A 24267-nucleotide genomic window follows, 5' to 3' on the forward strand; every position below is an offset into this window, starting at 1 on the left:
CAAACTGCACGTTATACCTCTTGGATTGTATTCAATCCGCCCAGCAACAAAAGTAGGTAATAGGGAGATCATTCTTAGGAGGTAGGCGGGATACATTGTGCCCACTCCCTCCTCGGCTATACTCGTATCGCTGGTAGGGGTTTATTAACGATGAGCACACCATTTGAGCCGGACATCGGAAACGATTACATATCGTATGAGCACAAACTTCCGCGAGGAGGACTGGAATATCATGTAATCGCCTATGTGGCAGCCGCAGCGGACTTCATCTACCTTCTTGGAGCAACCGGTATCGGCTTCACGGGCTATCAGTATGTCGTTTTCGGATCTGTGCCCGATCCCTCACTCTTTGTGGGTATCGGCCTTGTTCTATCGACAATCTTCGTACTCGCCATGCATAGCGCCCAGGCCTACAGCCCGGAGAACATCCAGCTCCTGAGGCCACAGATCCGGTTGATCTGCATTCTTATCCCAAGCGCCCTCGGCTTCCTGCTGACAGTCATCTTCTTTCTGAAGATCGGCACGACGTTCTCGCGCGGGGCGATCTTGATGACCGCTGTCATCTCACTGTCCGGGCTGATCTGCACCCGCCTGTTCTGGCACTGGTATCTGCCGTCGGCGGCAGCGGCCGCCTCCTTCAAGATGAGGCGGGTACTGCTGATCTGCCACGACGAGTTCTCGACCGAACACTGGCAGCACGAGGCCGCTGCAAGCGGCATGACCCTCGCGCATATCATACGCCTCTCGGATGAAAATCTGCTGCCGGCAAACGCCCTGCAGAGACTGAGGCAGAGCGAGACCGACAGCATAGATGAAGTATTCATCGTCTGGCGGGACCCGAACGTCTCCAATCTTGAATTCTACCTTGGAGAACTCAGGCGCTCGGCCTTGCCGGTCAATGTCATCTTCGATGGAGTCGTCGGCCGGCTGACCAGCGCCCCGGCCCGCAGGATCGGCAGCATGACCGCTTTCCAGACGCAGCGGCCGCCGTTGAGCCTCTATGAACGCAGCACCAAGCGGGCATTCGACATCGTCTTCTCGCTGACGGCCATCCTCTCGCTGTTTCCGTTGTTGGTTGTAGTGGCGATCGCCATCAAATGCGACTCCAAAGGTCCCGTGCTGTTCAAGCAGGTCCGCAAGGGATATGGCGGCCGCTCGTTTCGAATCCTGAAATTCCGCAGCATGACCGTCATGGAAGACTCGGGCGACATTCGCCAGGCAACCAGGAACGATCCCCGCGTCACGAGGGTGGGGGCTGTCATCCGCGCTACGAGCATCGATGAATTGCCGCAATTCTGGAACGTCCTGCGAGGCGAGATGTCGATCGTCGGCCCCCGCCCGCATGCGCTCGCCCATGACGAACTCTACGACGCCCAGATCGCCAAATACGCCTTCAGGCGGCACGTCAAACCCGGCCTGACCGGTTGGGCCCAGGTCAACAATTGCCGCGGCGAGACGCCGAACATCGAGAAGATGGAAGAGCGGATATTTCATGACCTCTGGTACATCAACAACTGGTCGTTCTGGCTGGATATGAAGATCGTCGTCCGCACCGCGATCGAGATCTGCGATTTCGGCAAGGCCTACTGATTTCATTGAGGGATCGGGCGGACTTATCTCGATGGCGGCGCCGGGATGTGGGTGACATCCCGCATCCCGGCAGCCTCGATGAGAACTTCGCAGGGCGGCGCGTGGCTGATGAAATGGATCGGACTTGCCGTCAGCCCGTAGGCGCCGCTGTTGTGCACGGCGACCAGATCACCCTCTTCGATCCGCGGCAGCATCATCCCGACGGCAAGCCGGTCGATCGAGGTGCAAAGAGGGCCGACGAGATTGACTTTCTCCGGCTCGCCCTGCCCGCCGACCTTGTGCATCGTATAGTTCCGATGCATCACCATCCCGAAATGGCCGGAAGCCGGCAGGTGGTTGTTCATGCCGCCATCGCAGACGCCGATCCGCACGCCGCGCGATTCCTTGACCGAGATGACACGCGTCAGAAAATATCCGGCCTCGCCGACGAGATACCGCCCGAGTTCGAGCACCAGCCGGGTTTCGGCAAATTGCGGCAACGCCTTGAGACCGTCGAGATCCGGTGCGATGCCGGCAACCACCGCGGAGATGTCGAGCGGCAGGTCGCCGTCATGATAGGGAATTCCGAGCCCTGAACCGAACACCAGCTTCTCCGGCCGAGGAATGTAGGCTTCGCAAACCTCCCGGAAAATGCCGATGAAATTGCGATAATTTTCGCAGATTGCCTCGGGCTTCAGGCATTGCGTGCCGGAATAGATGTGCAGCCCGACGATCTTGAGATTGGGCAGAGCCGCAATGTCAGGGATGTCTCTTGCGATATCTTCCCAGTCTATGCCGAAGGCCGACGGCCGGCCGGCCATCTGGTCGCCGAACCCTTTGGGAACCGTGGTCGGCGCGATGCGCACCAGGACATGTTGCACACGTCCGAGCTCGCCGGCGACCGCGTTGGCAAGCACCGCCTCACGCACCGATTCCAGGATCAGTTCGCCAATGCCGCATTCTATCGCCTCCCGGATTTCGAACTGCCGTTTTCCGGGGCCCGTGAAGCTGATGCGCTCGGCCTCCCATCCCGCCGCAATCGCCGTCCTGAATTCGCCGATGGAGGAGACGTCGAGATATTCCGCCTGCCCCTTCATAAGGGAAAGCAACGCCGGATTGGGGTTGCTTTTTGCGGCAAAGCTCAGCGCAAAACGCCCCTCGAAGGCTTGCCTCAGGAGCGCCGACCGGCTTTCGATCGCCGATGCCAGATACACATAGGAAGGGGTTCCGAATGACGCGGCCGCACTCTGCAGCCAGACATCGAGCGCCGAATAGTGGTTCATCAGGCGCTGGCTTCGGCAAAACGGATGATCCGCGCCGGCGTATCGAAATTTTCGAGCGTCACATCCTCGGCGCGAATGGAAATGCCCGTCGTTTGTTCGATAAATGCCAGCAGGTTCACCATCGAAACGGAATCGAGCAGACCTGAGGAAAACAGTTCGCTCTCGCTGTCCGCATGGGCGATGTTCAGGGATTCCTGCAGGTAACCAATCAACTTTCCATGGGTAAGGCTCATTGCAGGTTCTCCCTTGTTTCGGTCACTTTGATCTGAGCTGCGGGCGGCGGCGCGCTTAGGGCAATTTCCCCGCCCTGCATCCATTCGCGACAAAGGCGCACCACGTCCGGCCGCGCCAGCTTGCCGCTCGACGTCCTCGGCATGCTTTCCGACCAGACATGGAACTGCCGCGGCACCATGTAGGACGGCATTGCGCGCCGGCAGTAGCGCAGCAGCGCTTCCTCGTCGAACTCGCCGATCGGCGTTATCGCCACATGCACGGTTTGCCCCAGTTCCTCGTCATCGACGCCGAAGGCGACCGCCTCCGCCACGACGCCGCTGCGGCAGACGAGATCCTCGATCTCATCCGGACTGAGGCGGAAGCCGCTGGTCTTGATCATCGCGTCGTTGCGGCCGATGAACCAGAGATCGCCATCCGCATCGATCCGGACGATATCGCCGCTATAGACGACCGGTTCGTCGCCGATCAGGTGCCAGAGTTCCGGACACGGCCGGATCTTCTGCTCCGTCACCTTCGGCTTGCCCCAATATCCGAGGCTGACGAGCGGACCGCGATGAACGAGTTCGCCCTGCTCGCCGGGATGGGCGATGCCCTCGCCATGCTTGATGACATAGACTTCGGCGCCGGGGATCGCCTGACCGATCGCTCCCATCTTGCGGGTAAATTTCTGCGGCGAGAGATAGGTCGAGCGGAAGGCCTCGGTGAGCCCGTACATCAGATAGACATCCGCATCCGGGAAGACCCGCGGTATCTGCTCCAGGATGTTGAGCGAAATCTTGCCGCCGGAATTGGTGATCCGCCGGAGCGCCGGAAACTCCACGGGGTTGTCCTTCAGCAGCCGCACGATCTGGCTCCAGAGCGGTGGCACGGCGGCCACCCCGGTCACCCGATGCCGCTGCATGGCCAGAACGATTTCGGTGGCCATCGGTACCGCCTGGTGCACGACGGTGCCGCCCATCAGCATCATCGTCGTCAACTGGTTCAGGCCGTAGTCGAAGCTGTAGGGCAGGACGCTGAGCAACCGGTCGTCCTCCCGCAGGCCCAGATAGCGCGATACCGACCGGGCGCCGGCAACGATGTTGCGATGGGTCAGCATCACGCCCTTCGGCATGCCGGTCGAACCGGACGTGTAGATGATCATCGCCAGTTCCGTGTCGAGGCGCGCGATCTCGTCGCCTGAAAGATCTTCCGGAAGATGGTCCCAGACATCGAATATGGTTTCGGCCGGCAATTTGCCTTTGACCAGAACGCTATCGACCGTATCAGGCAGCTTACGCGCGCCAAGAACCTCGGCAACCCGCGGCTCGACGATCATCAGGCGCGCACCGCAGTCGTTGGCCACATATTCGAGCTGCTCGACCGTCCATTGCGTATTGACGTTGACGATCACCCCGCCGACCTTGGCGATGGCGAACATGGCGGTGACCTCTGCGAGGCTCTTGCGCAGGTGCACGATCACCCGGTCGCCCGGCCGGATATTGCGGCTCTGCAGATAACCCGCCAGTCGATCCACGTCGGCCCCGACCGCGGCATAGCTCGTCGCGCGGTGGCCGTCGATGATCGCCGGCTTGCCCGGCCTCGCGCCGAGGTTGTCAGCCAGAAGCTGGTAGAAGTTGGTGGTCAACGCGTTCATGGCAAACTCCTCCAGCGGATGTGGATCAGGGACTGACATCGGTCTTTGTCTTTTCGCTCGAAAACGGACCCAGGCGGGGATAGATTTTGGCCGGGGAACCGACGACTATCGAATCCGACGGCACGTCAGTAGACACCGCTGTATTGGCTCCTATCCGCACCCTGTCGCCGATGCGGATATCGCCAAGAATGGTGGAGTTCACCCCGATAAAGACGTCATCGCCGATCCTGGGGGCGCCGGCGCTCATGTTCGTGCCGATCGTCACATTGTGCATGATGCCGCATCGCTTTCCGATCACGGTGTCCGGGTGGATGGAAATCGACCCCTCTACGTGGATGATGTGAAAACCCTCGCCAAGCGTCACCTCGGCCGGAATCCACACGCGCGCAAGCGTCGAAACGACCATGTTGATCGCGCCATAGATCTTCTGGAAAAACCTTTTGGCCACGTGGCTCCGACGGCTCCCTGCCCACCGGCCGAAGCGATAGACCAGCAGCGACACAAAGCCGGCATCGAGGATCCTCCTGCCGTGGCGCTCGTAGTCCTTCCGCACCAGTTCGCGAAACGAGGCAGGAGGCGCCTGCAGGGGTGCCCCGCCACTATGGTCGCTCATGGCCGCGGATTGAGGATAGAGAAAACGAAGCCTTGAAGTCATGCGAGCACCATCTCCAATGTGCGGTCGATATCACTCCACTCGACGCGGAAGTTCTCGCAGGTCCCCTCGCCGACGACGAAGGCATAACCCTGTCCCTGACGATCGGTCATGACCTTGAGAACTGAAACCACCCGGTCTGCCGGCTGGATGACGAACAGGGCCGAGTCAGGCGGCATGACCATCAGGCCGTGAACCAGATGGCTGCCTTCGACACCGGCAACGACACGCGCTCCAGCACAGGCGTGGATGATATCGTCAACCGACGAAACCAACGGATCGATGATCCGAAATCCATATTTCGATGCGAACTGTTCTGCGATCTCCATCTCGTTCGACAGCAGCCGGATGTCTCCCCTGGTCCCCCGCAGGATGAAGACGCCGGGATGAACGGGAAAAGGCGGTGACGATGCCAGAAGCTTTTCACGGAGCTGATCGGCGCGTTTCTTCTTGCCCTCATTCTGCCCCTTGTCCCCAAACAGGATGACCTCGTCGAAATGCACGTCGCTGACATGGATTGGCTTGAGGTCGAGTTTGGACGCATATTGCGGCTCGTGGCCCCGTGTGATCGACCGGGTCGTCACCGGAGTGTCAAATTCGTCCGCCAGCGGGTAGGTAAGGCAATCATCCGAAAGCCAGTTGCCGAACCAGCGATTGCCGACCCAGCTCTCGAACAGCGCCCCGCTGGTCGAGTGCCTGGGAGGCACATAAACAGGCAGCCGGCGGCTGCGGGGCCTGAGGCTTCTCGAACACTTCGGCGCATAGAGAACGCCATCGATGAGGTCGATATTCTTGATCCGGTAACCGACCGTGGCCTCCTGGGTGGTTTCGTAATTTCCGCGAAAGCCCTTCACGACCTCTGCGACCGGCCCGAATTGAGTCCCCTTGATACGGTCGAGATGATGCGGCAAAAACTTTGCAGGACGAATGAAGCGCCGGGTTTGTGGGGCAATCGTCCAACGATCGACGGCAACCGCTTCGATATCCGGGAAAGGCATCCCGGCAACTTTTCTCAGCGAATGCACGATCGGCAAAAACGATATCAAACCAACTATCCTCGCAAGGCACAATCAGCGTCGGACAAGTGGAGTCTCCCTTGTCCCAAACTCCGCATCCCGACCAAGATATTCGCATGGCTGCCAATGGTTTCGCCGCTAGTCTTTGGGCTATCGGGTTACTCATTTCGGCGTATCGGGCAAAGAACCTCACGCTGCCCTCCTGGTCCGGCATCCCATTTGAGGACAGCCCATTCCGGCCGTTCACTCCAAGCCTTTCCTGAAGCGCCAGGTAAAACGGACGATATTCCGGATGCGTAGCAAGTGGCCGACGAGATAGCTGCCTTCACGAGGGTAGGCACGCGCGACATAGTTCGCGTAGTGGGATGCGAAGGCGAATGGGACCGGTGCCCGGCAATCGCCCGTCTCATTCGCCTTGCTTGTTCGATAGCGTTGCATGAAGTCTGCAGCAAATAGCCTCAGCGCCTCGGCTTTCCGAGCGTCGAGCGAGGCGGGCGGCTGTTGCTTGCGGATATCGACTCCGTAGATCGCCGCGAAGCTCACGGCAGCCACATAGTAGGAGCCGAGTTCCGTCAGATGAACCTCGTCGGAAAAGATCGCCTCCATGCGGTCCGTCACACTCCAATCCTCGAACCCGCTGAAGGCCGGATCGGACGTCAGGCGCGCGACAAGCTCGGCAAGCGCAAGGGAAGTCGGGATGAAACGAATGTGACTTTTTCCGCCGGAGGCCCCGATCTTGTCGTTGACCCGTTTCACGACGCAGCGCCAGACGGGCAGAGCCAGCCTCTCATATTCGATCCACGGGTGGGGATCCTCCAGGGAGGAAATGCTTATCCACGGGGTGTAGAAGTATGTGATCCCGGCTGGATTGGCTGCGGCGAACGCATGATGGTAGGCATGGAGGAAGCGAATGGTGTCGCTCCACATCAACGCATCCAGAACACGATGTTGTTCGGTAATGATGAGAATGTTGTAGGGCTCGTCGGTCGAGGGGATGGGTCTGCCGACGGTTCGCTGCTGGATAGAAGAACCGGTCACGTTTTCCAACCTCCAGGACACCGAGATGCCTTCCTGCCGGGCCATTCCCTCCAGATGGTCAGGATAGGGGCGATCAGTCAGGCTGTGCCCGGACAGCAAGATGTGGTCTTGGTTGCCGACAGAAAAGGCCCCAGGCCGAGCGTCGAGATCGCGCTCCGCCCTGGCTGGATCAGGCTTGACCATGGCCGCTCCAAGTGCGAGCGCGCCGACTGCGGATGTCGCGCAAGCGGCTGTCAAAATCCTCGAAAAACACATTTGAAACGGCCTCCGACGCCCGATCTGGCATGATTGCCTCGGCAGAAATCCGAACCGAGGCTTCAACCAAGACGCGGTTGAGCATAGGACCTGGCCGTTTCGCAAGCGGCTCCGTGCGGGGCGTACTCATCTTAAAGTCGATCAGGACTTTCCGGCTCATCCGTTAGATGGAGGATTCGCGACCGGAAGCTTACCTCTTTGTGCTCTGTTTGCAGGTGCTGAAGGTCGCCCTAGTATGAACCCTTCTTATCCCGGTTGGATGGGAAGGGGTTACCGATCATTGGGGGTCTGCAGATGCGTGGGATAACGAGTCTCGCGGGGCTTTTGCTCTGCCTGACATTTGGGGACGTTGCAGCTCAGACGACTTACCGCCTGCAACCGGGAGACACGCTGCAGGTGTGGATTGCCCAGGAACCTGAGCTGACCCGCGAGGTCGTTATTGCTCCTGATGGATGGCTGTCGTTCCCGCTTGCAGGCCATATCCAGAGCGCCGGGCTCTCCCTTTCGGAACTGGAAGCGCAGCTTCTCGGACGGCTGAAGACGTATTTCAAAGACAGCCCCAATCTCACGATCATGCTGCGCCCCAACACCCAGAACCCGCAGCTGATCTATGTCCTCGGCGAGGTCGACACGCCGGGCGAATATCCGTACCGGGCCAACATGACCGTCCTTCACGGCATCAGCGTCGCCGGCGGCGTCTATCGTACGGCCTTGCTGGCCGCCGATCAGGACCGGTCAGTGGTGATAAAACGCGAAGTCGAACACTCCCAAAAGCGCCTGCTCGAACTGCGAGCGCGCATCACCCGCCTGGAGGCGGAAATGCGCGGAGAAAAATCCATCGGCACGGCCGAGGCCCTTGCCGCCGATCCGGCTCTTGCCCAGGAACAATCACTCCTGAACGCCCGGATGGAAGCGGTCACCATGGAGGAAAAAGCCCAGGCTCAGGCAAACCAGCTCACGGAGCGAAACAGCCTCGCGCTGCAGGAGCAGGCCGATACGTTGACGAAACGGATAGATCTGGCCAAGCGCCGCCTCCAGAGCATCAACGGGCTCGTCGCGAAAGGCGTGACTGAAGGCTCCCAGCAGATGGTTCAGGAAGGCACGATTGCCGAACTCGAAGGACAGGTCAGCCGGTTGACATCTGAAATCGCAGTCGCCGAGCGCACAAAAATGGCGGAGATCGCCCGTTATGAAAGTGCGCGCCAGGCGCAACGGACCCAATTGCTGGTCGAACTCAATACAGCACGCCGCGAACAGGAAGAGGCCACGGCGCGACTGGACGACAGTACGCGGATCATGACGATCTATGGCGAGGGCGCGGCCTCGAACCAGCAAAGAGAGCGGCGAGCGCTCGGTTATCGGATCGTTCGGACCACCAATGGCGAAACTCGGGAGTTCACCGCAACCGAGACGACCCCGATCCTCCCCGGCGACCTGTTGCGGGTCGTCTACACCGACGCCGCGAACACCCGGGATGCTGGCGCGCTACAGCCACTGGCCCGCGTCGAACGCCGTTCGTCCGAGGTAACGGCAAGGGCGGGTCAATGAGGGAGACTTCGTGATGACCAATGTATCTCGTACGCGAAGCAGTGAGGCGACAGCATGATCAACGAGTTGGGACGCAATATCCTCTATTTTATCGAGGTCGCACTCGCAAAACCCCTGTATGTCATCATACCCGGTCTGCTTACCCTCATGTTGGGGGCCTACTTCATCTACACCATGCCCCGGAGCTATTATTCCGACGCGCTGCTGTTGATGGAATTCCAGCAGATACCGACGACGCTCGTATCGCCCACTGTATCGAACGACCGCCTGCTGTTCATCGAGCAACGGGTCCTGTCGCGAAACAGCCTGCTGGCGCTGGCCGACAAGCACGAACTCTTTCCAAATCTGCAGAAGACCTTGGCCAAGAACAATTTCGCCAGTGTCATACGCAATCAGATCACCCTGCTGATATCGGTGACCGACGGCGCCGACCGCACCGCAAGCAATGCCTCCGTCAGAATTGGCTTCAAATATGACGACCCTGTTGTTTCCGCGAATGTGGTTGCGGATCTCGTGTCGCAGGTCATCGAAGAAAACCGGCGCATCCGCACGGCGCGTGCCTCGGAAGCGACCAAATTCCTGACGCAGGAAGCCAATAACGTCACTCAACGGTTCCGCGAGAGGGAAGGTGCCTGGACCAGGTATCTCGAGGAAAACAAGGATTCCCATCCCACCCGGATCCCGACCCTGCTGATCGAACTTCAGACCAAGGAACTGGAACTCGCAACACTCGATCGGGCGGCCGTCGCACTGAAAGAGGAGATCGGGATCTATGAGGCGCAGCTGCGCATGGGAGTCGGGCAGACCACCGAGGTCACCCGTTTTCACGCACAGCTCCTCGAACTCGAGCGTGATTTCGCGGTCAAGTCGGTCATCTATTCGGACAACCATCCACAAATCCGGGCCATGAAGCAACGTCTCGACGAGATGCGGGCTCAGGTTGCGCCCGCCCCGCACGATGTCTCGGGGAACATGCCGACGCCTGAACAGATCAAGACACTTTCACCCGAACTCATGCTGATTGCGGAACGTATCGCGGTGGCAAAGCCACGCCAGGAACAGAACGTCACGCAAAGGAATTCCCTCGTGGAACGTATCGCCAAGCTGCGGCAGCTCATCTCTCACGCTCCCGAAGTTGGAGCGCAGATCGAAGCGAACGAAGCCGAAAAGGTCTCGCTGCAGCGAAACATGAATGAGATGCAGAGCAAGCTCGACGCCGCGCGTCTTGGCGAGCGTCTGGAAGAAGGCGACGCCGCCCAGCAGGTCGAGGTGATCGAGGAGCCGGAAGTTGCCAAAGTCTCTTCGGGACCGCGGCGGCTCCATTTGGCCGCCATGGTTTGCGCCGCAGCGGCGATGGCCGCGGCCGCGGGAATTTACGCCGGGCATCTGTTTGACCGAACCGTTCGCGGCACGTTTGATCTCAGCCAGGCTCTGGCGGGAGAAACCCTGGTGGTCATTCCACATTGGAAGCCGAAGCGACGCATAGCCAAGGCGTTTCGAAATTCCGCATTCACCACCCCAAGTCCGATTGCGGGAGGGTGACGTCATTCGAAACCGGCAGGACCGCTTGTAGTTGAAAATGGTATCGATGGGACAGGGCAGGGAATTTTATGGAAATCATCAAGAATATCTCAGCTCGAGGAAGAATGGCGGAAAGACTGGACGGCACCGGTCTCGCCGAGCTGAATGCCGGCTACCTCAACGGCTCGGTCAATGGAATCCACCCTCACGAGGAATGTCCGCCGCAGCCGGATCTCTCGCCCGTCTCTCCCACCTTTCTCTATGCGAATCGCATCATCGCCTTCGACAGCGACAGTCCGATGGCACACGCCTATGATGTTCTGCGAAACCAGTTGCTGAACGAACACAAGGACCAGGACACGCGGGTGATCTCGGTGACCGCCCCAACAGTCGGTTGTGGCACCACCGTAACCGCCATCAATCTGGCGCTTAGCTTTGCCCGCGTACCCGGATCGAATGTCTTGCTGGTCGATGCGAACCTCCGGGATCCCTCAGTCGGCAATCTACTCGGACTGGCGCCTCGCCCGCCGTTCGAGGACCCGATCCGCGGGTGGCTGACGACGCTGGATATTCGAGGCCTTCATTGCCATCTGCTGCGGACCGCCTGGGGGCCGGGCAGAATTCCGCTGCCGGCGGACCTGGCCCGCATGACGGCGCAGATCGAATTCGTGCGGCAGATGTTGAAGCCGACGATCGTTCTCTTCGATCTGCCGCCGATGCTGAGTTCGGACGAGGTGATCCCGTTCGTCGACATGTCCGATACCGCCGTTATCGTACTCGCCATCGGCAAGTCCAAGCTTCCGGAACTGGAAATCTGCCGGAGCTATCTCGGCTCCGAAAAAAGCATGCAGGTGGTCCTGAACAAGACGAAGAGGCATGGCCTTTGATGGATGTCGAACATAGCCGGCAAGACCACGCCTCGCGGCTGAAACTGGTCGTCGTTATCGTCAACTATCGGACCGCCGATCTGACTGTCGATTGCCTTGCGTCCTTAAGCGTTCCCGGCACGGTACCGGATGGGACACGGATCATTGCCGTCGATGGAGGGTCTGGCGATCGCTCGGCCGAAATTATTGCGGCCGCCATAAAGGAAAACGCCTGGACGAACGTCGCATGTCTCCCGCTCGAGACGAATGGCGGCTTCGCCTACGGCAACAACCGGGGCATCGAACATGCCGTGGAGAATTTCGGCCGGCCGGACTATGTCCTGCTCCTCAATCCCGATACCGTTGCTCGCCCCGGCAGCATTTCCCGTCTGGTGGAATTCATGGACGGCAAGCCTGATGCCGGCATTGCCGGCAGCCGCCTGGAACATCCGGACGGGCGGGGCCAGGCCTGCGCTTTCCGCTTTCCCTCGATTGCCAATGAATTCGAAAGCGAGGCCAAGCTGGGCCCGGTCACACGCCTGCTCGAGCGCTGGCGTATCGCCCCCGACATGCCGAAGGAGCCGAGCCGGATCGACTGGGTTTCCGGGGCCAGCCTGATGATCAGGACGGAGGTCCTGGACCAGATCGGCATGCTCGATGAAGGTTATTTCCTCTACTACGAGGAGGTCGATTTGTGTATCCGGGCAGCGCGCGCCGGATGGTCCTGCTGGCACGTGCCCCAAAGCCGCGTCATCCACCTGGTGGGCCAATCGACGGGCGTGACGCGCCACGTCAATCCGTCCAGGCGGCCGGCCTATTGGTTCGAGTCCCGGCGGCGCTACCATCTCAAGCATCATGGAGCCATGTTCTCGGTCCTCTCGGATCTTGCCTGGCTTTGCGGACATATCGGCTGGCGCATCCGCCTCCTCGCGGAAGGCAAGCCCCCGAGCGGACCGCCACATCTGCTGCAGGATTTCATCCGCCACTCGGGGCCATTTCGCGGCGCTTGACCGCTTCCAGCCGGTAACCGGCTCAAACAACTCCCGGCCGGCCCATCAGTATTTCCAGCGCCGCCGCCGATCGGTTGATGTCGTGGCGTTCGAGCGTCCGACGCCGCCCCGCCTCGCCTTTGCGAAACAGCTCGACATCGCTTGCGACCAGTGCCTGCCGCATTGCACCGGTCAGCGCCTCCAGATCACCTGCGGGAACGAGCCAGCCGTTCTCCGGCTGAACGAGTTCCGGGATGCCGGCGATATAGGTCGAAATCACCGGGCGCTTCAGCGCCATGCTTTCCATCAGCACGACAGGGAGGCCTTCCGCGAAGCTTGGCAGGACCAGGGCCTTGGCGCGAAGAATTTCGCTGCGCACATCGTCCTGCGAGATCATGCCGGTCAGCACGACCGTATCGCCGAGGCCGAGCCGTTCGATTTGCTGTCCGATTTCGCCTCGCAGCGGGCCATCGCCGACAAGGACGAGTTGGAAGCGCATCCCCTCAGCCCGCAGGCTTGCCGCCGCTTGCAGCAGAAGGAGATGACCTTTCTGTTCGGACAGCCGGGCGATGCAGACGAGACGTTGGCAGGTGCCCTGCCCATCCACGTCGTCGTTCAGATAGCGCTGGTCGATACCGCAATGAACGACCTCGATCTTCCGCCAGTCTCCAAGGTCGGCCCAGCGCAGCAACTGGCTGCGACCGTAGGAACTGACGGCGACGACAAATGACGAAGCCCTGATCTTGTCGCCAAGCCCCAGCGTTTCGGGCCGATCGAACTCCTCCGGGCCATGGACGGTGAAACTGAACTTCATGCCACCGATCTGATGCGCCAGCGTCGCAACCGTCGCGGGGTTCGTGCCGAAATGCACATGCAGGTGATCGATCTCGTCCCTGCGGCACCAATCGGCCAGGATCATCGCTTCGAAGAAATAGACCAGGTGGTGCATGTAGCGTCCGCCGGATGCCCTCGCGAACCGGTACGCACCCCCCAATGCTTTCAAAGAATTCCCGGGGCGGGCCAAAAGTTGGCGGGCGACGCTTGCCATTGCCCGCAGCATCGGGGTGCGCAGGATATGTCTGGTACGCCCGGCTTCTCCAATGTCGTCGGAATCCTTCAGGACGCCGCGAAAGGGACGCACCGCATATCTTTCGACCCGATGCCCCCTCGCCTCCAGCGCTACGATTTCGCGCCGTATGAACGTGTGGCTCGGCGCCGGATACTGGTTGGTGAAATACGCAATCCGCATTCCACAAACATCCCTTCATCTCTGCCGATTCACCGGCAATTCCCCTGGATCCGGTATAGCAAAAAGGGCTTCGTGGGCTCAGTGCGACAAAGAGCTTAGAGCCTCGGGGCGGCTTCCACCAAAGAGGTAAATTTACAGCCGAGATCCTGAATTATACAGATAGAATATGGGCTTACCCCGCGTTGGTAGGCTGGAGATCGCGACTGGTGACGACCGCCAAACCAACCGCCGGGAATGCGCATAGATGGACACGGATATCCTGATGCACCGCAGTCATTCCGGGATCGGTGCCGATGTCGGCATCGTGGTGATTGGACGCAACGAAGGGCAGCGTCTCATCGACTGCCTCAATTCGCTCAAAACCCATCGCGAGCGCACGGTCTATGTGGATTCGGCCTCGTCCGACGGAAGCGCCGAGGCGGCCGCGGACCTCTGCGCGGAGGTAGTGCCGCTGGACATGACAATTCCCTTCACCGCGGCCCGCGCGCGCAATGCCGGTTTCGACGCCGTCATGCGGCGCTGGCCCGATACCGCCTTTGTGCAGTTCCTGGATGGAGACTGCGAGCTCGACATCCGATGGATCGCGACGGCCACGACCTTTCTGGTCATGCGCAAGGATGTCGCGCTGGTGTTCGGGCGGCGGCGCGAACGATATCCTGAACGCACCATCTTCAATGCGATGTGCGACCGCGAATGGGACGGACCTCCGGGCGAAGTCCCGGCATGCGGCGGCGACATCCTGATCAGAGCCTCCGTCCTCGGTGATTTCGGAGGTTATTCCGGCGGGTTGATCGCCGGAGAAGAGCCGGAACTTTGCATCCGCCTGCGCGACAGAGGCTGGAAAATCTGGCGCCTCCCCTCCGAGATGACACGCCACGATGCGGATATAAGCCGCCTGAGCCAATGGTGGCGAAGAAGCGTGCGTTGCGGGCATGCCTACGCGCAGATATCTCATCTCCATCGAAGATCGCCATCCCGGATATGGACGAGAAATCTCTGGCGCGCGGTTTTCTGGGGCGGCTTGCTGCCGCTCGCCGCAATCGCCGGCGCGGCTTTGCATCCCGCTGCGCTGGCGCTTCTGTTGCTCTATCCGCTCCAACTGCTGCGCCTTGCCTGGCGTGCGCGACCGGCGCATGGGAACAAGCTGCTTTTTGCAACTTTCGACGTCCTGGGAAAATTCCCGGAAATGCAGGGCATCGCGCAATTCTACCTAAACCGGCTGATCAATCGCCGCCAGCGGCTCATCGAGTATAAATAGTTCAAATCTATACGCCCGATAAGGCCGCACCGTGCGACCCTTCAATGCACGCCCAACACCCGCATCTTCTTTTTGCCATCGCCCAGGGAATTGTAACGGGCTACTGGACTCATCACGCCGAGGACCTTCAGAGGTTTCGGGTCTTGCTGTGGAAGGTCTTCCCGATTCCCGACGAAACTCGGCGCGAGTATTGCCGCGCACATGGCGGAGAAAGTCCAATATATATAGGGTATGACAGATACGCTGCTGGTCGTGACGATGACCATGAGCATCGCGATCAGGAGACCAAGAACTGCTTTGTAGTTCACCGTATCCGAGTTTTCACCGAATGATTTGCGCGCCAGCTTCGCAGAAACCCCGAAAAAATAGAGGGTAAACAGGAACAGGCCGATTAACCCGTAATATAGGGCGATTTGGAGATAGGTGTTTACGATATCGATGATCCCTTGGCCCTGTATCATGGCCTGCATCTCGGGTTCTTTCAGAAACGAATCCGACCCGAACAGCGGATAGCGATCGATAACTATCAAGGACTGTTCGAAAAGGCTGGATCGATAAGTTTCACTGCCCTTGTCCGCCGATCCGACAAACGGAAGCAAATTTATAAAACGGTCGAGAAAAGGCGGATGCAGGAACAGCAACGCGACCAGTCCGGGCAGACCCGCTAGAGCAAGCTTGAAAGACCTCTTCGGACTAGTGATGCTCAGGAACAAGACACACAGTGCGAAGCCCAGCCACGGGCCTCGTGATACGCTCGAAAGCAGCCCGAGCACCAGCACTGTTAGCGCCACATAACGCCAGATACCCAGCGAGACCGGGTTTCGGAGAGCCAAGAGGCAACCGGCACCAGTCATGCAGACGAAGCCGAAGGCGATCGCTTCGATAGACGTGGTTGAAGCACGCAAGAGCCCGTCTCGAAAAAGATAGGCGGTTATCAGGAACACATCCCATTCCTGGACGACGACATAATAAATTCGCCAGCTTTTCCATATCTCCAAAACCCCGATGGCACTCAGGGGTATTACGCCGATGACGAATGCGAGCAGTGCTTTGTTCATATCCAGGCCCGAACGTATCGCTCGGCTGAAAACAAAATAAGGAAGGCAGATATCGACAAAATTGCCGGCGAGGACCCGGAGAATGGAATTGAAATCTCCCAACCTCACCGAGAGCAGCGAACTATACGCCAGGAACGCGATCACAAGAACATCCAGGCCCTTGAATTCCCGGTTGCCCCGGTCCCTCCAAAGTCTGATCGCAACCGGCAGGAGAATTGTAATCGCCAGCCAGCGAGGAGGATCGAGATCGAGAATCTTGTTGAAGATGCCGGGTATGCCGGCGGGAACAGACACGCAGGGCGCAACAAACATCAGGACTATATAAAGAAGAGCCGGCTGCCTGGAGTATCGGTGAATATAGACGGTCAAAAGAGCCAGGGCGACGGCAAAGTCAAAAAAACCTCTGGACAGGAAGGTGATGATCGTCGCCAACAGCCAGCAATTTCGCCAAAGGCGGAATTCAGCGGCACCGATTATCGGCAATGCTATCTTCCCGCCGATGTAGAAGACGGGAACACTGACGACGAGTACATAGGCAAGAGAGCGCAGAAACTCTGGCATCTAACGTCTCTTGCCTCGCCGCAATGATCTGAGGAACGCCTGCATACCGTATATTTTCCTTGCCATCGCCACCAATGAGCAAGGTATCCCGCTCCCCGGAAATGCTACTCATTCGGCTACAGGTCGCCACACGGTAAAAGGGATTTCCGCCTACTAACTTTGGAGGCGAAATACGACTAATGCGTACCTTGTTTGCGGTCGCCTTCTATTATCTCGTGACCGGCAGTGGACACCTACGTTCCGCGATAGGCACTGCAACAGATATCCGAGCGAAAACGGAGAACATCTGCCGTGAAACGCCGAACGCTTCTGCAAATGCTGGCCGGTCTGGCAGCCACCGAACCCTTCAACGGCTTTTCGTTTGCCCGAGCCTCGGTCAGGGAGGATTATCCGGACCGTTTGGGCGTGAACCTGAGCCCGATGAATTATTGGGCGACCGAGCAGGTTTTCTCCGACCTGGCCTATAATGCTTCGCGCTGGCGCGTGCAGGTCAGAGGCGCCCCCTTCACATGGGATACGCCGTTGCCGCCCATGACACAGGACGGTTACCCGTTGAAAGTCCCGGAAAACTCTACGATCGAGAGCTTCCTTATTTTCTCCCCTGAACGGAGAAATCTACCTGTAAATCTCTCTGTTTATTACGATGGCAAAGGAAAACTCGGATATCGCGAAGGCGCCGAACTGGAGGCGCGTCTGCCTGGGCGCGATGATGTGCGAAATCTTCGCAAGAACGCCGCTTTCACCACAATCATGATGGAAACCGATCCCTCCGATCCGGTCCGCAACATCCGTGTGTACGAACGAGGCCAGAGGCCGACGCAACGGTTTCGCGAGCCCTTCCTCAGACGGTTGAAGCGGATGACGACGCTCCGCTTCATGGACTGGATGGCCACCAATAACTCGACGGTCCGCAGTTGGGATGATCGGCCACGTGTGGGTCACTTCGGCCGATCCGATGCCGGGATGCCGCTCGAGTACATGATCGAGCTGTGCAACGAGCTGAAAATCGACCCCTGGTTCAATATGCCTCACCAGGCCGACGATGACTACATACGCCGCTTCGCACAGCAGGTGAAAGACGGCTTGGACGGAAATCTGATGGTCAACGTAGAGTATTCCAACGAGGTCTGGAACTCCAGCTTCGACCAGGCGGAGTATGCGAAGCAGAAGGGGCTCGCCCTTCGACTTTCGAGCAATGAGTTCGAGGCCCAGCTACGCTACTACGCCCAGCGTACAACTGAAATTCTCGCCATATGGAAAGAAGTGTTTGGCGGACAGGCACAAAGGATCGTTGGAATTTATTGTGCTCAATCCGTGAATGACTGGACCAGCGAAACGATACTGTCGTGGAAGGGCGTGCGGGCGCATGCGAACGTACTCGCGATCGCCCCCTATTTCGGCGGCGGTCTCGGTTCGCCCGAGCGGGCGGAAGAGGTTTCCAGGTGGCCCTTGGCCCAGCTGTTCACAGAACTCGAACACGAGGTCTTAAACGACAATCGGAAGGTCATCGAGAGACAGGCTTCCGTCGCCAAGAAATATGGCGTCAAGCTTTACGCCTATGAAGGCGGACAACATCTTGTCGGACACACTGGCGCAGAAAACAACGAGAGACTGACGAACCTCTTCATCGCCGCGAACCGTGACAGGCGGATGGGGGATCTCTATCTCCTGCATCTGAATATCTGGCAAAGATCCGGCGGGGACGCCTATGCCCTGTATTCCTCAATGACCGACGCGAGCAAATGGGGCAGTTGGGGGCTGTTGGAAAATGAAAGCGACAGCAATCCCAAGTGGCTGGCGATAGAGAAAATCCTCATGCGGAAGGAACTGCGCCCGGAATCGGACACGGTAAGGATTCAGCGATAGCTCCCACCTGCCTCGCGTCTCGAGATGAGCCGTATCTGGACGATCGCCTGAACGTAATTCCCTGATTTGGATACCTGTTCGTCGTCGTGCGATGTCATTGCGGCAGACGCTGAACGGTGAGCGGTGCGACGCTCTCCGAAGGCGGGTCTGGGGCTTTGCGCTGGCCGAGGCGTTTCGACAACTCCATGCTGGGCCGCTCTATCAGCAACCAGGATACTGAGGCAAAGGCAACGCAACCGAGCAGCGACGCCACCCACCAAATGAGGACCTCCAGCGGCAAACGGGCGCCGGCCATCGCGGCGACCCGAAACACCGCGCCGATAACCAGGTTGTGGGTCAGGTAGAGCGAGTAGGAGATCAGCCCCAGGAACTGCAACCATCGCCAATTCAGGCCGGCACGGATCCGACCGGACACAGCCGCACCGAAAAGAACCAGCGCGGCCACCGAGCAAACCACTCCAAAGGCATCTTCCCATAAAGCGCCTGCGAACAAGATCAGCCCGGCATAGGCTCCGAAAAACGGCGCGAGTTTCGGTTGCCGCCATGCCCAATACGCCATCACCCCGAGAAGAAAGCCATACCAGAGCGGCAGGAAGAGCCCAGGCCATACATCCGGGCCGAAGCCAAGCGGCCAGAAAAGGCTGATGATGCACGCTGCGACGACCAAAAGCGCCCTGAACCCGCTCATGCTCATGAGCAACGCGTAGATAAGGTAGAACTGGATTTCGAGGCAGAGCGTCCAATACACAGTACTGATGGCGGGATATCCCAGCAGGTCCTGCAGATAAAAGAGGTGGGAGACGATCTGGGCAACGGTAAGGTCGGGCATCTGCTTGCCGGCGACCAGATATGACGACAACGCAGCAAAGCCGATGGTCAGCGCGATGGAGGCCCAGTAGGCCGGATCCAGCCGAAGCGACCGCCTGAGGGTAAACCGGCCGAACTCCGGAAACGACATGGGTTTATCGTAGAGTGAATGGGCGATGACGAAACCGCTGAGCACGAAGAATACCGCAACGCCCAGCCCGCCGGTCAACAACACCGTTTCAACCCAGACAGGAAAGATTTCCAGGAGGCTTTTCACATGGCCGGCCGAAACGGCGTGATAAACGACGACCCCCATCGCCGCCACGCCGCGCAGTGCATCGACCACCGTAAAACGACCGACCCGCCCGTCCATCGCACGTCTCCCTTTTGCTCGGACAGAAACCTAACAGCAACTTCCGGATGCTGGTAGATAAGCACCCACTCCCAATTAGGTGGCGTGGACAGCGCCTCTTGGCGATGTCGGCAGGGTCAATTCGCCCATAAGGCTAGGCAGCTGCCTGACCGAGAAGGGCGTGGTTCGCAGAGCCGACCTCCAGACCGCGGCCACACGCTGCAGGACGAGGCCGCGAGGATCGACAGGCTCCCGACTGCCCCCGTCCCGGGACAGTCCGCCATGTCACGCTTTCATGGCAATAGTACTCAAATCGCATCGCGGGGGGGGGCGGACAGTCGCCTGAACAACTGACCGGCTGCCTATGTTGGCAACCGGTCAGTCTACAACGCCGAAACCCGAGGCGTTCTGCTCAAGTCCGCACTATAAAGTACCACAATCATAGATCGACGATATTGCAATCAGGCCACACCTCAAGTGTAATTTTCAAACGACTAATTTAGACGACCGAGTGGCGAATGAATTTCAAGCCTGTCCCGTGTACATCCCTCGAAGTCATGTGTGGAAAGACGCAAAACAACCTGTGATTATTAAATTTTGTCATAGACACAACGACTGAGAGAACCTAATCCTTTTGATTGAGTTGATGTCTGTTCCAGATAAGGGAATAATACTTTTGCCAAATAGACTGCTGAAGGCTCGAACGGGAAAAACGGTCGGGCCTTCTCCTTTTGGTGGAACTGACATTTATCGATGCTCGTGGTGTTATGTTGCCTGAGGCGTCCTGTCAGCCTCAAGTATTTCCCGTCTTTCGGACGCCCTCGCTGTTTCATCGGCGGGGGTTTCTTTTGGAAAAACCGCCCCACCCGACCATCTCCGGAGCGATGGCTGGAAGCCTGCGAAGGCAAACGGCTTTGCGGGGCTTGCATTGCGGACAGCCAAGCCTACGCCTTAAGAGGTAGCCCCCTGGCGTATGCGCGTGCGGGTGAGACTTGTCAGCGCTCGGTAAACGCCCTCGACATGCTGTCCACGACCGGCTTGGCCAAATAGCTGAAGAACGTTCTGACCGCAGTCTGGATCATGATTTCCGCTGGCATGCCGGGTTGCGGAGTAAATCCCTTGACGCGGGCGATCTCATCGGACGAGACATTGATGCGCGCGACGTAGACGTCGTGGTTCGTGAGCCCCGCCCTGCTATCCTCCATTGCGTCCGCCGAAACATAAAACACCTCGCCCTGCAGGACCGGGGTCGTGCGCTGGTTCAAGGCGATGAGACGGACCGTAGCCTTCTGGCCGACCTTGACGCTGTCGATCTCGTTGCGAGGCACCTTCGCCTCGATGATCAACGGCACGCCGGCAGGCAGGATCTCCATGATCCCCTTGCCGCTTTCGATAACGCCACCCGTCGTATGGTAGTAGGTTCGCACGACGGTGCCGGAGACCGGCGCAAGGATCGTGGCTCGGCGCAGAACGTCATCGGCTTCCCGTGATTGTTCACGCGCCGCGTCACGCTCGCCCTGGATCGATTGCAGGCGGTCGAGTGCCTCTTGCCGGTACGTGTCCTCAGCGTGCGATATCTCCTGCTGCGCTTTCAGGAGCTCGGCTCCGGTTTCCGCGACCTCAGACGCCAGCCGGCCGATCTGCCCTTCGGCATCGGCGATCGCCCGCTGAAGCGCCCTGACTTCCGTTGCGCGCAACAATCCCTTGGTCAACAGAACCCGCTTGATTTCGTATTCGTCCTTGAGCAAGGCAAGCTGCCGCGACATCGCCTCGCTATGCCGGGCGTAACCTTCGCTACGGAACTCCAGGGCCTTCATGTTCTGCTTCAGCAGGGAAAGTTCGGTGGCAAGCTTCATCCGCTGAGCCCTGAAGTTCAGCTGTTGGGTAAGGACGATCGCGGAGACATCCGGGTCATCCTTGAATTCGTTCAAGTATGCCGAGACCATCATCGCCCCGGCGCCTTCGGACTGAGCGGAAAGACGGGCGGCGGTTGCCTCCAGCCGGATGCGCCGAAGGAAAAGCTCCCGCTTCTTGGCCTGCGACGCGGTCTCGTCGAGCCTGACCAGCGGCTGGTTTTCGACAACCTGGTCGCCTTCATCGACCAGCAGCTCCTTGATGATCCCGCCCTCGAAATGCTGGACGATCTTGTTGCGCCCGGTTGCGACGAAACTGCCCTGGGCGATGACGGCCGCCGCAAGCGGCGCAGTCGCGGCCCAGGTGCCGAAACCGCCAAAGGCTACGGCCGTCAGCGCCAGACCGGCCACCGTCTGTTTCCAGACCGACCGGGGAACCTCCGAGTACCATTCGAGATCGTGTACCTTGGCAACGGCAGACATGACCCAACCCCTATTGCAACAGATGGCCGAACGAACCGGTATTGATATCGATGCCCCGGGCCTCGATCGCTTTCAGGACATCCGCCCGCATTCCGAACAGCGCGACGGTGCCGTTCACCACGAGCAGAATCTTGTCGACGCTGCTGAGGAGGGCCGGACGCTGGGTGATCGTCGCGACGGTTATCTTGTGTTCCTTGGCGTGGCGAAGTGCCTGGAGCAGCGCCGCATCGCCGGCATTGTCGAGATTGGAGTTCGGCTCATCCAGCACCACCATCCTCGGATCGCCGAAGAATGCCCGGGCAAGCGCAATACGCTGCTTCTGCCCGCCGGAGAGCGGAGCACCATCGGCTGCAACCACGGTTTCGTATCCGTGCGGCAGGCTGGCGATCATCTCATGGACATCAGCCAGCATCGCGGCACGATAGATCTGCTCATCGTCCGCGTCGAACCGCATCCGGGCGATATTGGCCTTGATCGTGCCGGGAAAGAGCTGCACGTCCTGCGGCAGATACCCGATGTTCTCACCGAACTGGCGCTGGTCCCAGTTTCTCAGATCCATCAGATCCAGGCGGACGCTGCCCGAGGTCGGCAGGATCGAGCCGACGAGCATTTTTCCGAGAGTGGTCTTGCCGGCGCCGGAATTGCCGATGATCGCCAGGGAATCTCCAGGCTGCAGGGCAAAGGAAATACCGTTCAGCACGACGCGCTTGGTTCCCTGCGGCACATAAAGGAGGCGTTCGACGTCGAGGCGCCCCTCCGGCTTCGGCAGGTTCAGGCGGTCGAAATTCAAGGGTGAGGATTTCAATAGCGCCGTTATCCGTGCGTAGGCCGCGCGGGATTGGCTGTATTGGTTCCATCCTTCGATGGCCCCTTCGATCGGCGCCAGTGCGCGACCTGCGATGATCGAGGCCGCGATCACCATGCCCCCGGTGAGTTGCCCTTCGATCGACAGGAAAGCGCCCCAGCCGAGCATCGCGATCTGCGTCAGAAGGCGGCAGGCCTTCGATATCGCCGCTATGGTGATATTCCGGTCCTGGGCGATGACCTGCGATTTCAGCGAGGTTGCCGTGTCCCTGCCCCAGATCTGCACCGTCTCGGGGATCATCGCGAGCGCATTGATGATCTGCGAATTGCGCGACATCGATTCCAGATGAAGGTTGGCCTTCACCTGTGCCGTGTTGGCTTCGGCAAACGGCTCGGCGGTCATGCGCTGGTTGATCTGGGTGAAGACAAGCAGCATCAGAGCCGTCAGGACCACGATCAGGCCGAGATGCGGATGGATGAGGAAGACCGCCGCCACGAAGAGAGGGGCAATCGGCGCATCGAGGAACGAGAGCAACGTCCTCGATACAAGGAACGAACGGACCTGCTGAAGATCGCCGAGCACCTGGTATTCGCGGCCATTGCTCTGAAGCGAGGCACGGGCGGCCGCGCTCAGGATCGGAGCGCCGAGCTGCGCTGCGATTTCCACCGCGGTCCGCATCAGGATGAAGCGTCTAAGCGCGTCGAAGGCGGACTGCAGCAGGACGGCGCCGACGATCACGATCGTCAACATCACCAGGGTATCAAGAGAACGGCTGGTCAGCACGCGGTCCGATATCTGGAACAGGTAGACCGGGATCGCCAGCACCAGGATATTGCTGGCTACGGTAAACAGCATGACGATCGCCAGGTTTCGCCGCACGGCATTGACGCCTGCCCGCAGGCTGGCCGAAAAATCGACCGGGGCGAGACGCTTGTGAAACGTTCCGTCGCCGCCGCGACCGCCGCCGGTCGATGGCGACTTTCCGAACGTCTTCGCTTCGGTCCGCAAGGGGCCGGTATCGGCCTCGATCGTGATCATGCCCTCCGGGGCCTTTGCCTCCGTCGCTTCGCGCACCACGGGCTTCGGCTCGATTTCCGGTTCGATGATCCGGTCATTGGTGGGCATGGGCAGGATATCGGCCCCCGAGGAGCTGTCATTCGCTCGCGATTGGCTCTGCGGGGAGTTTCTGGGTTCCAGCCGGGATATCGTTGCTGAAGGGGCTGCGCCATCGGATGACAATTTCAGGCATTCGTCCACAGCGCGCTCCAATTTTGCATAGATGTCCTCACCGGCAAGTTGCTGACTTTCATCGTGATCGTGGGCCTGTTCTAGGTCGGCCCTTTTTTGGGCGTCCGACATGTTTCTCCCCCA

Annotated in this window: 18 protein-coding genes; 7 read left to right on the forward strand and 11 right to left on the reverse strand. The window is 59.4% G+C overall.

Annotation, left to right across the window (positions count from 1 at the left end; genetic code table 11):
* Window positions 1-150: 150 nt before the first annotated feature.
* Window positions 151-1590 (forward strand): exopolysaccharide biosynthesis polyprenyl glycosylphosphotransferase, encoded by a 1440-nt coding sequence (locus tag ACSQ8R_RS16270; protein ID WP_436254337.1) that lies wholly within the window; start codon window positions 151-153, stop codon window positions 1588-1590.
* Window positions 1591-1613: 23 nt separating this feature from the next.
* On the opposite strand, the gene ACSQ8R_RS16275 is transcribed toward ACSQ8R_RS16270, so the two are convergent.
* From ACSQ8R_RS16275 to ACSQ8R_RS16300, 6 genes are all read right to left on the reverse strand, one after another.
* Complete coding sequence (locus ACSQ8R_RS16275; RefSeq protein ID WP_436254338.1) at window positions 1614-2852, reverse strand: type III PLP-dependent enzyme; 1239 nt, start codon at window positions 2850-2852, stop codon at window positions 1614-1616.
* On the reverse strand, window positions 2852-3085 hold the full coding sequence (locus ACSQ8R_RS16280; RefSeq protein ID WP_436254339.1) for an acyl carrier protein: 234 nt from the start codon (window positions 3083-3085) through the stop codon (window positions 2852-2854). The genes ACSQ8R_RS16275 and ACSQ8R_RS16280 overlap by 1 nt, the downstream gene beginning before the upstream one ends.
* Window positions 3082-4719: an AMP-binding protein gene (locus ACSQ8R_RS16285; protein ID WP_436254340.1), complete on the reverse strand. Its 1638-nt coding sequence runs from the start codon at window positions 4717-4719 to the stop codon at window positions 3082-3084. Before ACSQ8R_RS16285 ends, ACSQ8R_RS16280 begins: the two co-directional genes overlap by 4 nt.
* Window positions 4720-4744: 25 nt before the next feature.
* Entirely contained in the window at window positions 4745-5374 is a 630-nt protein-coding gene (locus ACSQ8R_RS16290) for a serine acetyltransferase (protein ID WP_436254341.1), read from the reverse strand.
* Window positions 5371-6417, reverse strand: coding sequence for a glycosyltransferase 61 family protein (locus ACSQ8R_RS16295; RefSeq protein WP_436254342.1), 1047 nt, complete (start codon window positions 6415-6417; stop codon window positions 5371-5373). Before ACSQ8R_RS16295 ends, ACSQ8R_RS16290 begins: the two co-directional genes overlap by 4 nt.
* A gap of 213 nt (window positions 6418-6630) precedes the next feature.
* Window positions 6631-7608, reverse strand: a complete 978-nt coding sequence (locus tag ACSQ8R_RS16300) for a hypothetical protein (RefSeq protein WP_436254343.1) — start codon at window positions 7606-7608, stop codon at window positions 6631-6633.
* A gap of 366 nt (window positions 7609-7974) precedes the next feature.
* Here ACSQ8R_RS16300 and ACSQ8R_RS16305 point away from each other — a divergent pair, with 366 nt between their 5' ends.
* From ACSQ8R_RS16305 to ACSQ8R_RS16320, 4 genes are all read left to right on the forward strand, one after another.
* Entirely contained in the window at window positions 7975-9228 is a 1254-nt protein-coding gene (locus ACSQ8R_RS16305; RefSeq protein WP_436254344.1) for a polysaccharide biosynthesis/export family protein, read from the forward strand.
* Between the two features lie 54 nt (window positions 9229-9282).
* A complete protein-coding gene (locus ACSQ8R_RS16310; protein WP_436254345.1) occupies window positions 9283-10770 on the forward strand; it encodes a GumC family protein in 1488 nt (495 codons plus the stop codon).
* A gap of 104 nt (window positions 10771-10874) precedes the next feature.
* Window positions 10875-11636, forward strand: a complete 762-nt coding sequence (locus ACSQ8R_RS16315) for a hypothetical protein (RefSeq protein ID WP_436254346.1) — start codon at window positions 10875-10877, stop codon at window positions 11634-11636.
* A complete protein-coding gene (locus ACSQ8R_RS16320) occupies window positions 11636-12625 on the forward strand; it encodes a glycosyltransferase family 2 protein (RefSeq protein WP_436254347.1) in 990 nt (329 codons plus the stop codon). Before ACSQ8R_RS16315 ends, ACSQ8R_RS16320 begins: the two co-directional genes overlap by 1 nt.
* Window positions 12626-12647: 22 nt before the next feature.
* Here the strand turns inward: ACSQ8R_RS16320 and ACSQ8R_RS16325 are convergent, their stop codons facing one another.
* The gene (locus tag ACSQ8R_RS16325) at window positions 12648-13853 is read right to left on the reverse strand and encodes a glycosyltransferase family 4 protein (protein ID WP_436254348.1); all 1206 of its coding nucleotides are present in this window, start codon (window positions 13851-13853) and stop codon (window positions 12648-12650) included.
* A gap of 244 nt (window positions 13854-14097) precedes the next feature.
* On the opposite strand from ACSQ8R_RS16325, the gene ACSQ8R_RS16330 reads away from it, so the two are divergent.
* Window positions 14098-15111, forward strand: a complete 1014-nt coding sequence (locus ACSQ8R_RS16330) for a glycosyltransferase family 2 protein (protein WP_436254349.1) — start codon at window positions 14098-14100, stop codon at window positions 15109-15111.
* A 41-nt stretch (window positions 15112-15152) separates the two neighbouring features.
* Here the strand turns inward: ACSQ8R_RS16330 and ACSQ8R_RS16335 are convergent, their stop codons facing one another.
* Window positions 15153-16730: an O-antigen ligase family protein gene (locus ACSQ8R_RS16335; protein WP_436254350.1), complete on the reverse strand. Its 1578-nt coding sequence runs from the start codon at window positions 16728-16730 to the stop codon at window positions 15153-15155.
* 291 nt (window positions 16731-17021) lie between these two features.
* Here ACSQ8R_RS16335 and ACSQ8R_RS16340 point away from each other — a divergent pair, with 291 nt between their 5' ends.
* A complete protein-coding gene (locus ACSQ8R_RS16340; protein WP_436254351.1) occupies window positions 17022-18596 on the forward strand; it encodes a hypothetical protein in 1575 nt (524 codons plus the stop codon).
* A 94-nt stretch (window positions 18597-18690) separates the two neighbouring features.
* Here the strand turns inward: ACSQ8R_RS16340 and ACSQ8R_RS16345 are convergent, their stop codons facing one another.
* From ACSQ8R_RS16345 to ACSQ8R_RS16355, 3 genes are all read right to left on the reverse strand, one after another.
* A complete protein-coding gene (locus ACSQ8R_RS16345) occupies window positions 18691-19776 on the reverse strand; it encodes an acyltransferase family protein (RefSeq protein WP_436254352.1) in 1086 nt (361 codons plus the stop codon).
* 974 nt (window positions 19777-20750) lie between these two features.
* Window positions 20751-22091 (reverse strand): HlyD family type I secretion periplasmic adaptor subunit, encoded by a 1341-nt coding sequence (locus tag ACSQ8R_RS16350; RefSeq protein ID WP_436254353.1) that lies wholly within the window; start codon window positions 22089-22091, stop codon window positions 20751-20753.
* A 10-nt stretch (window positions 22092-22101) separates the two neighbouring features.
* Window positions 22102-24255 (reverse strand): type I secretion system permease/ATPase, encoded by a 2154-nt coding sequence (locus tag ACSQ8R_RS16355; RefSeq protein ID WP_436254354.1) that lies wholly within the window; start codon window positions 24253-24255, stop codon window positions 22102-22104.
* Window positions 24256-24267: the final 12 nt, after the last annotated feature.

It is taken from the genome of Neorhizobium sp. LjRoot104 (assembly GCF_964253725.1).
Classification (GTDB): Bacteria; Pseudomonadota; Alphaproteobacteria; order Rhizobiales; family Rhizobiaceae; genus Neorhizobium.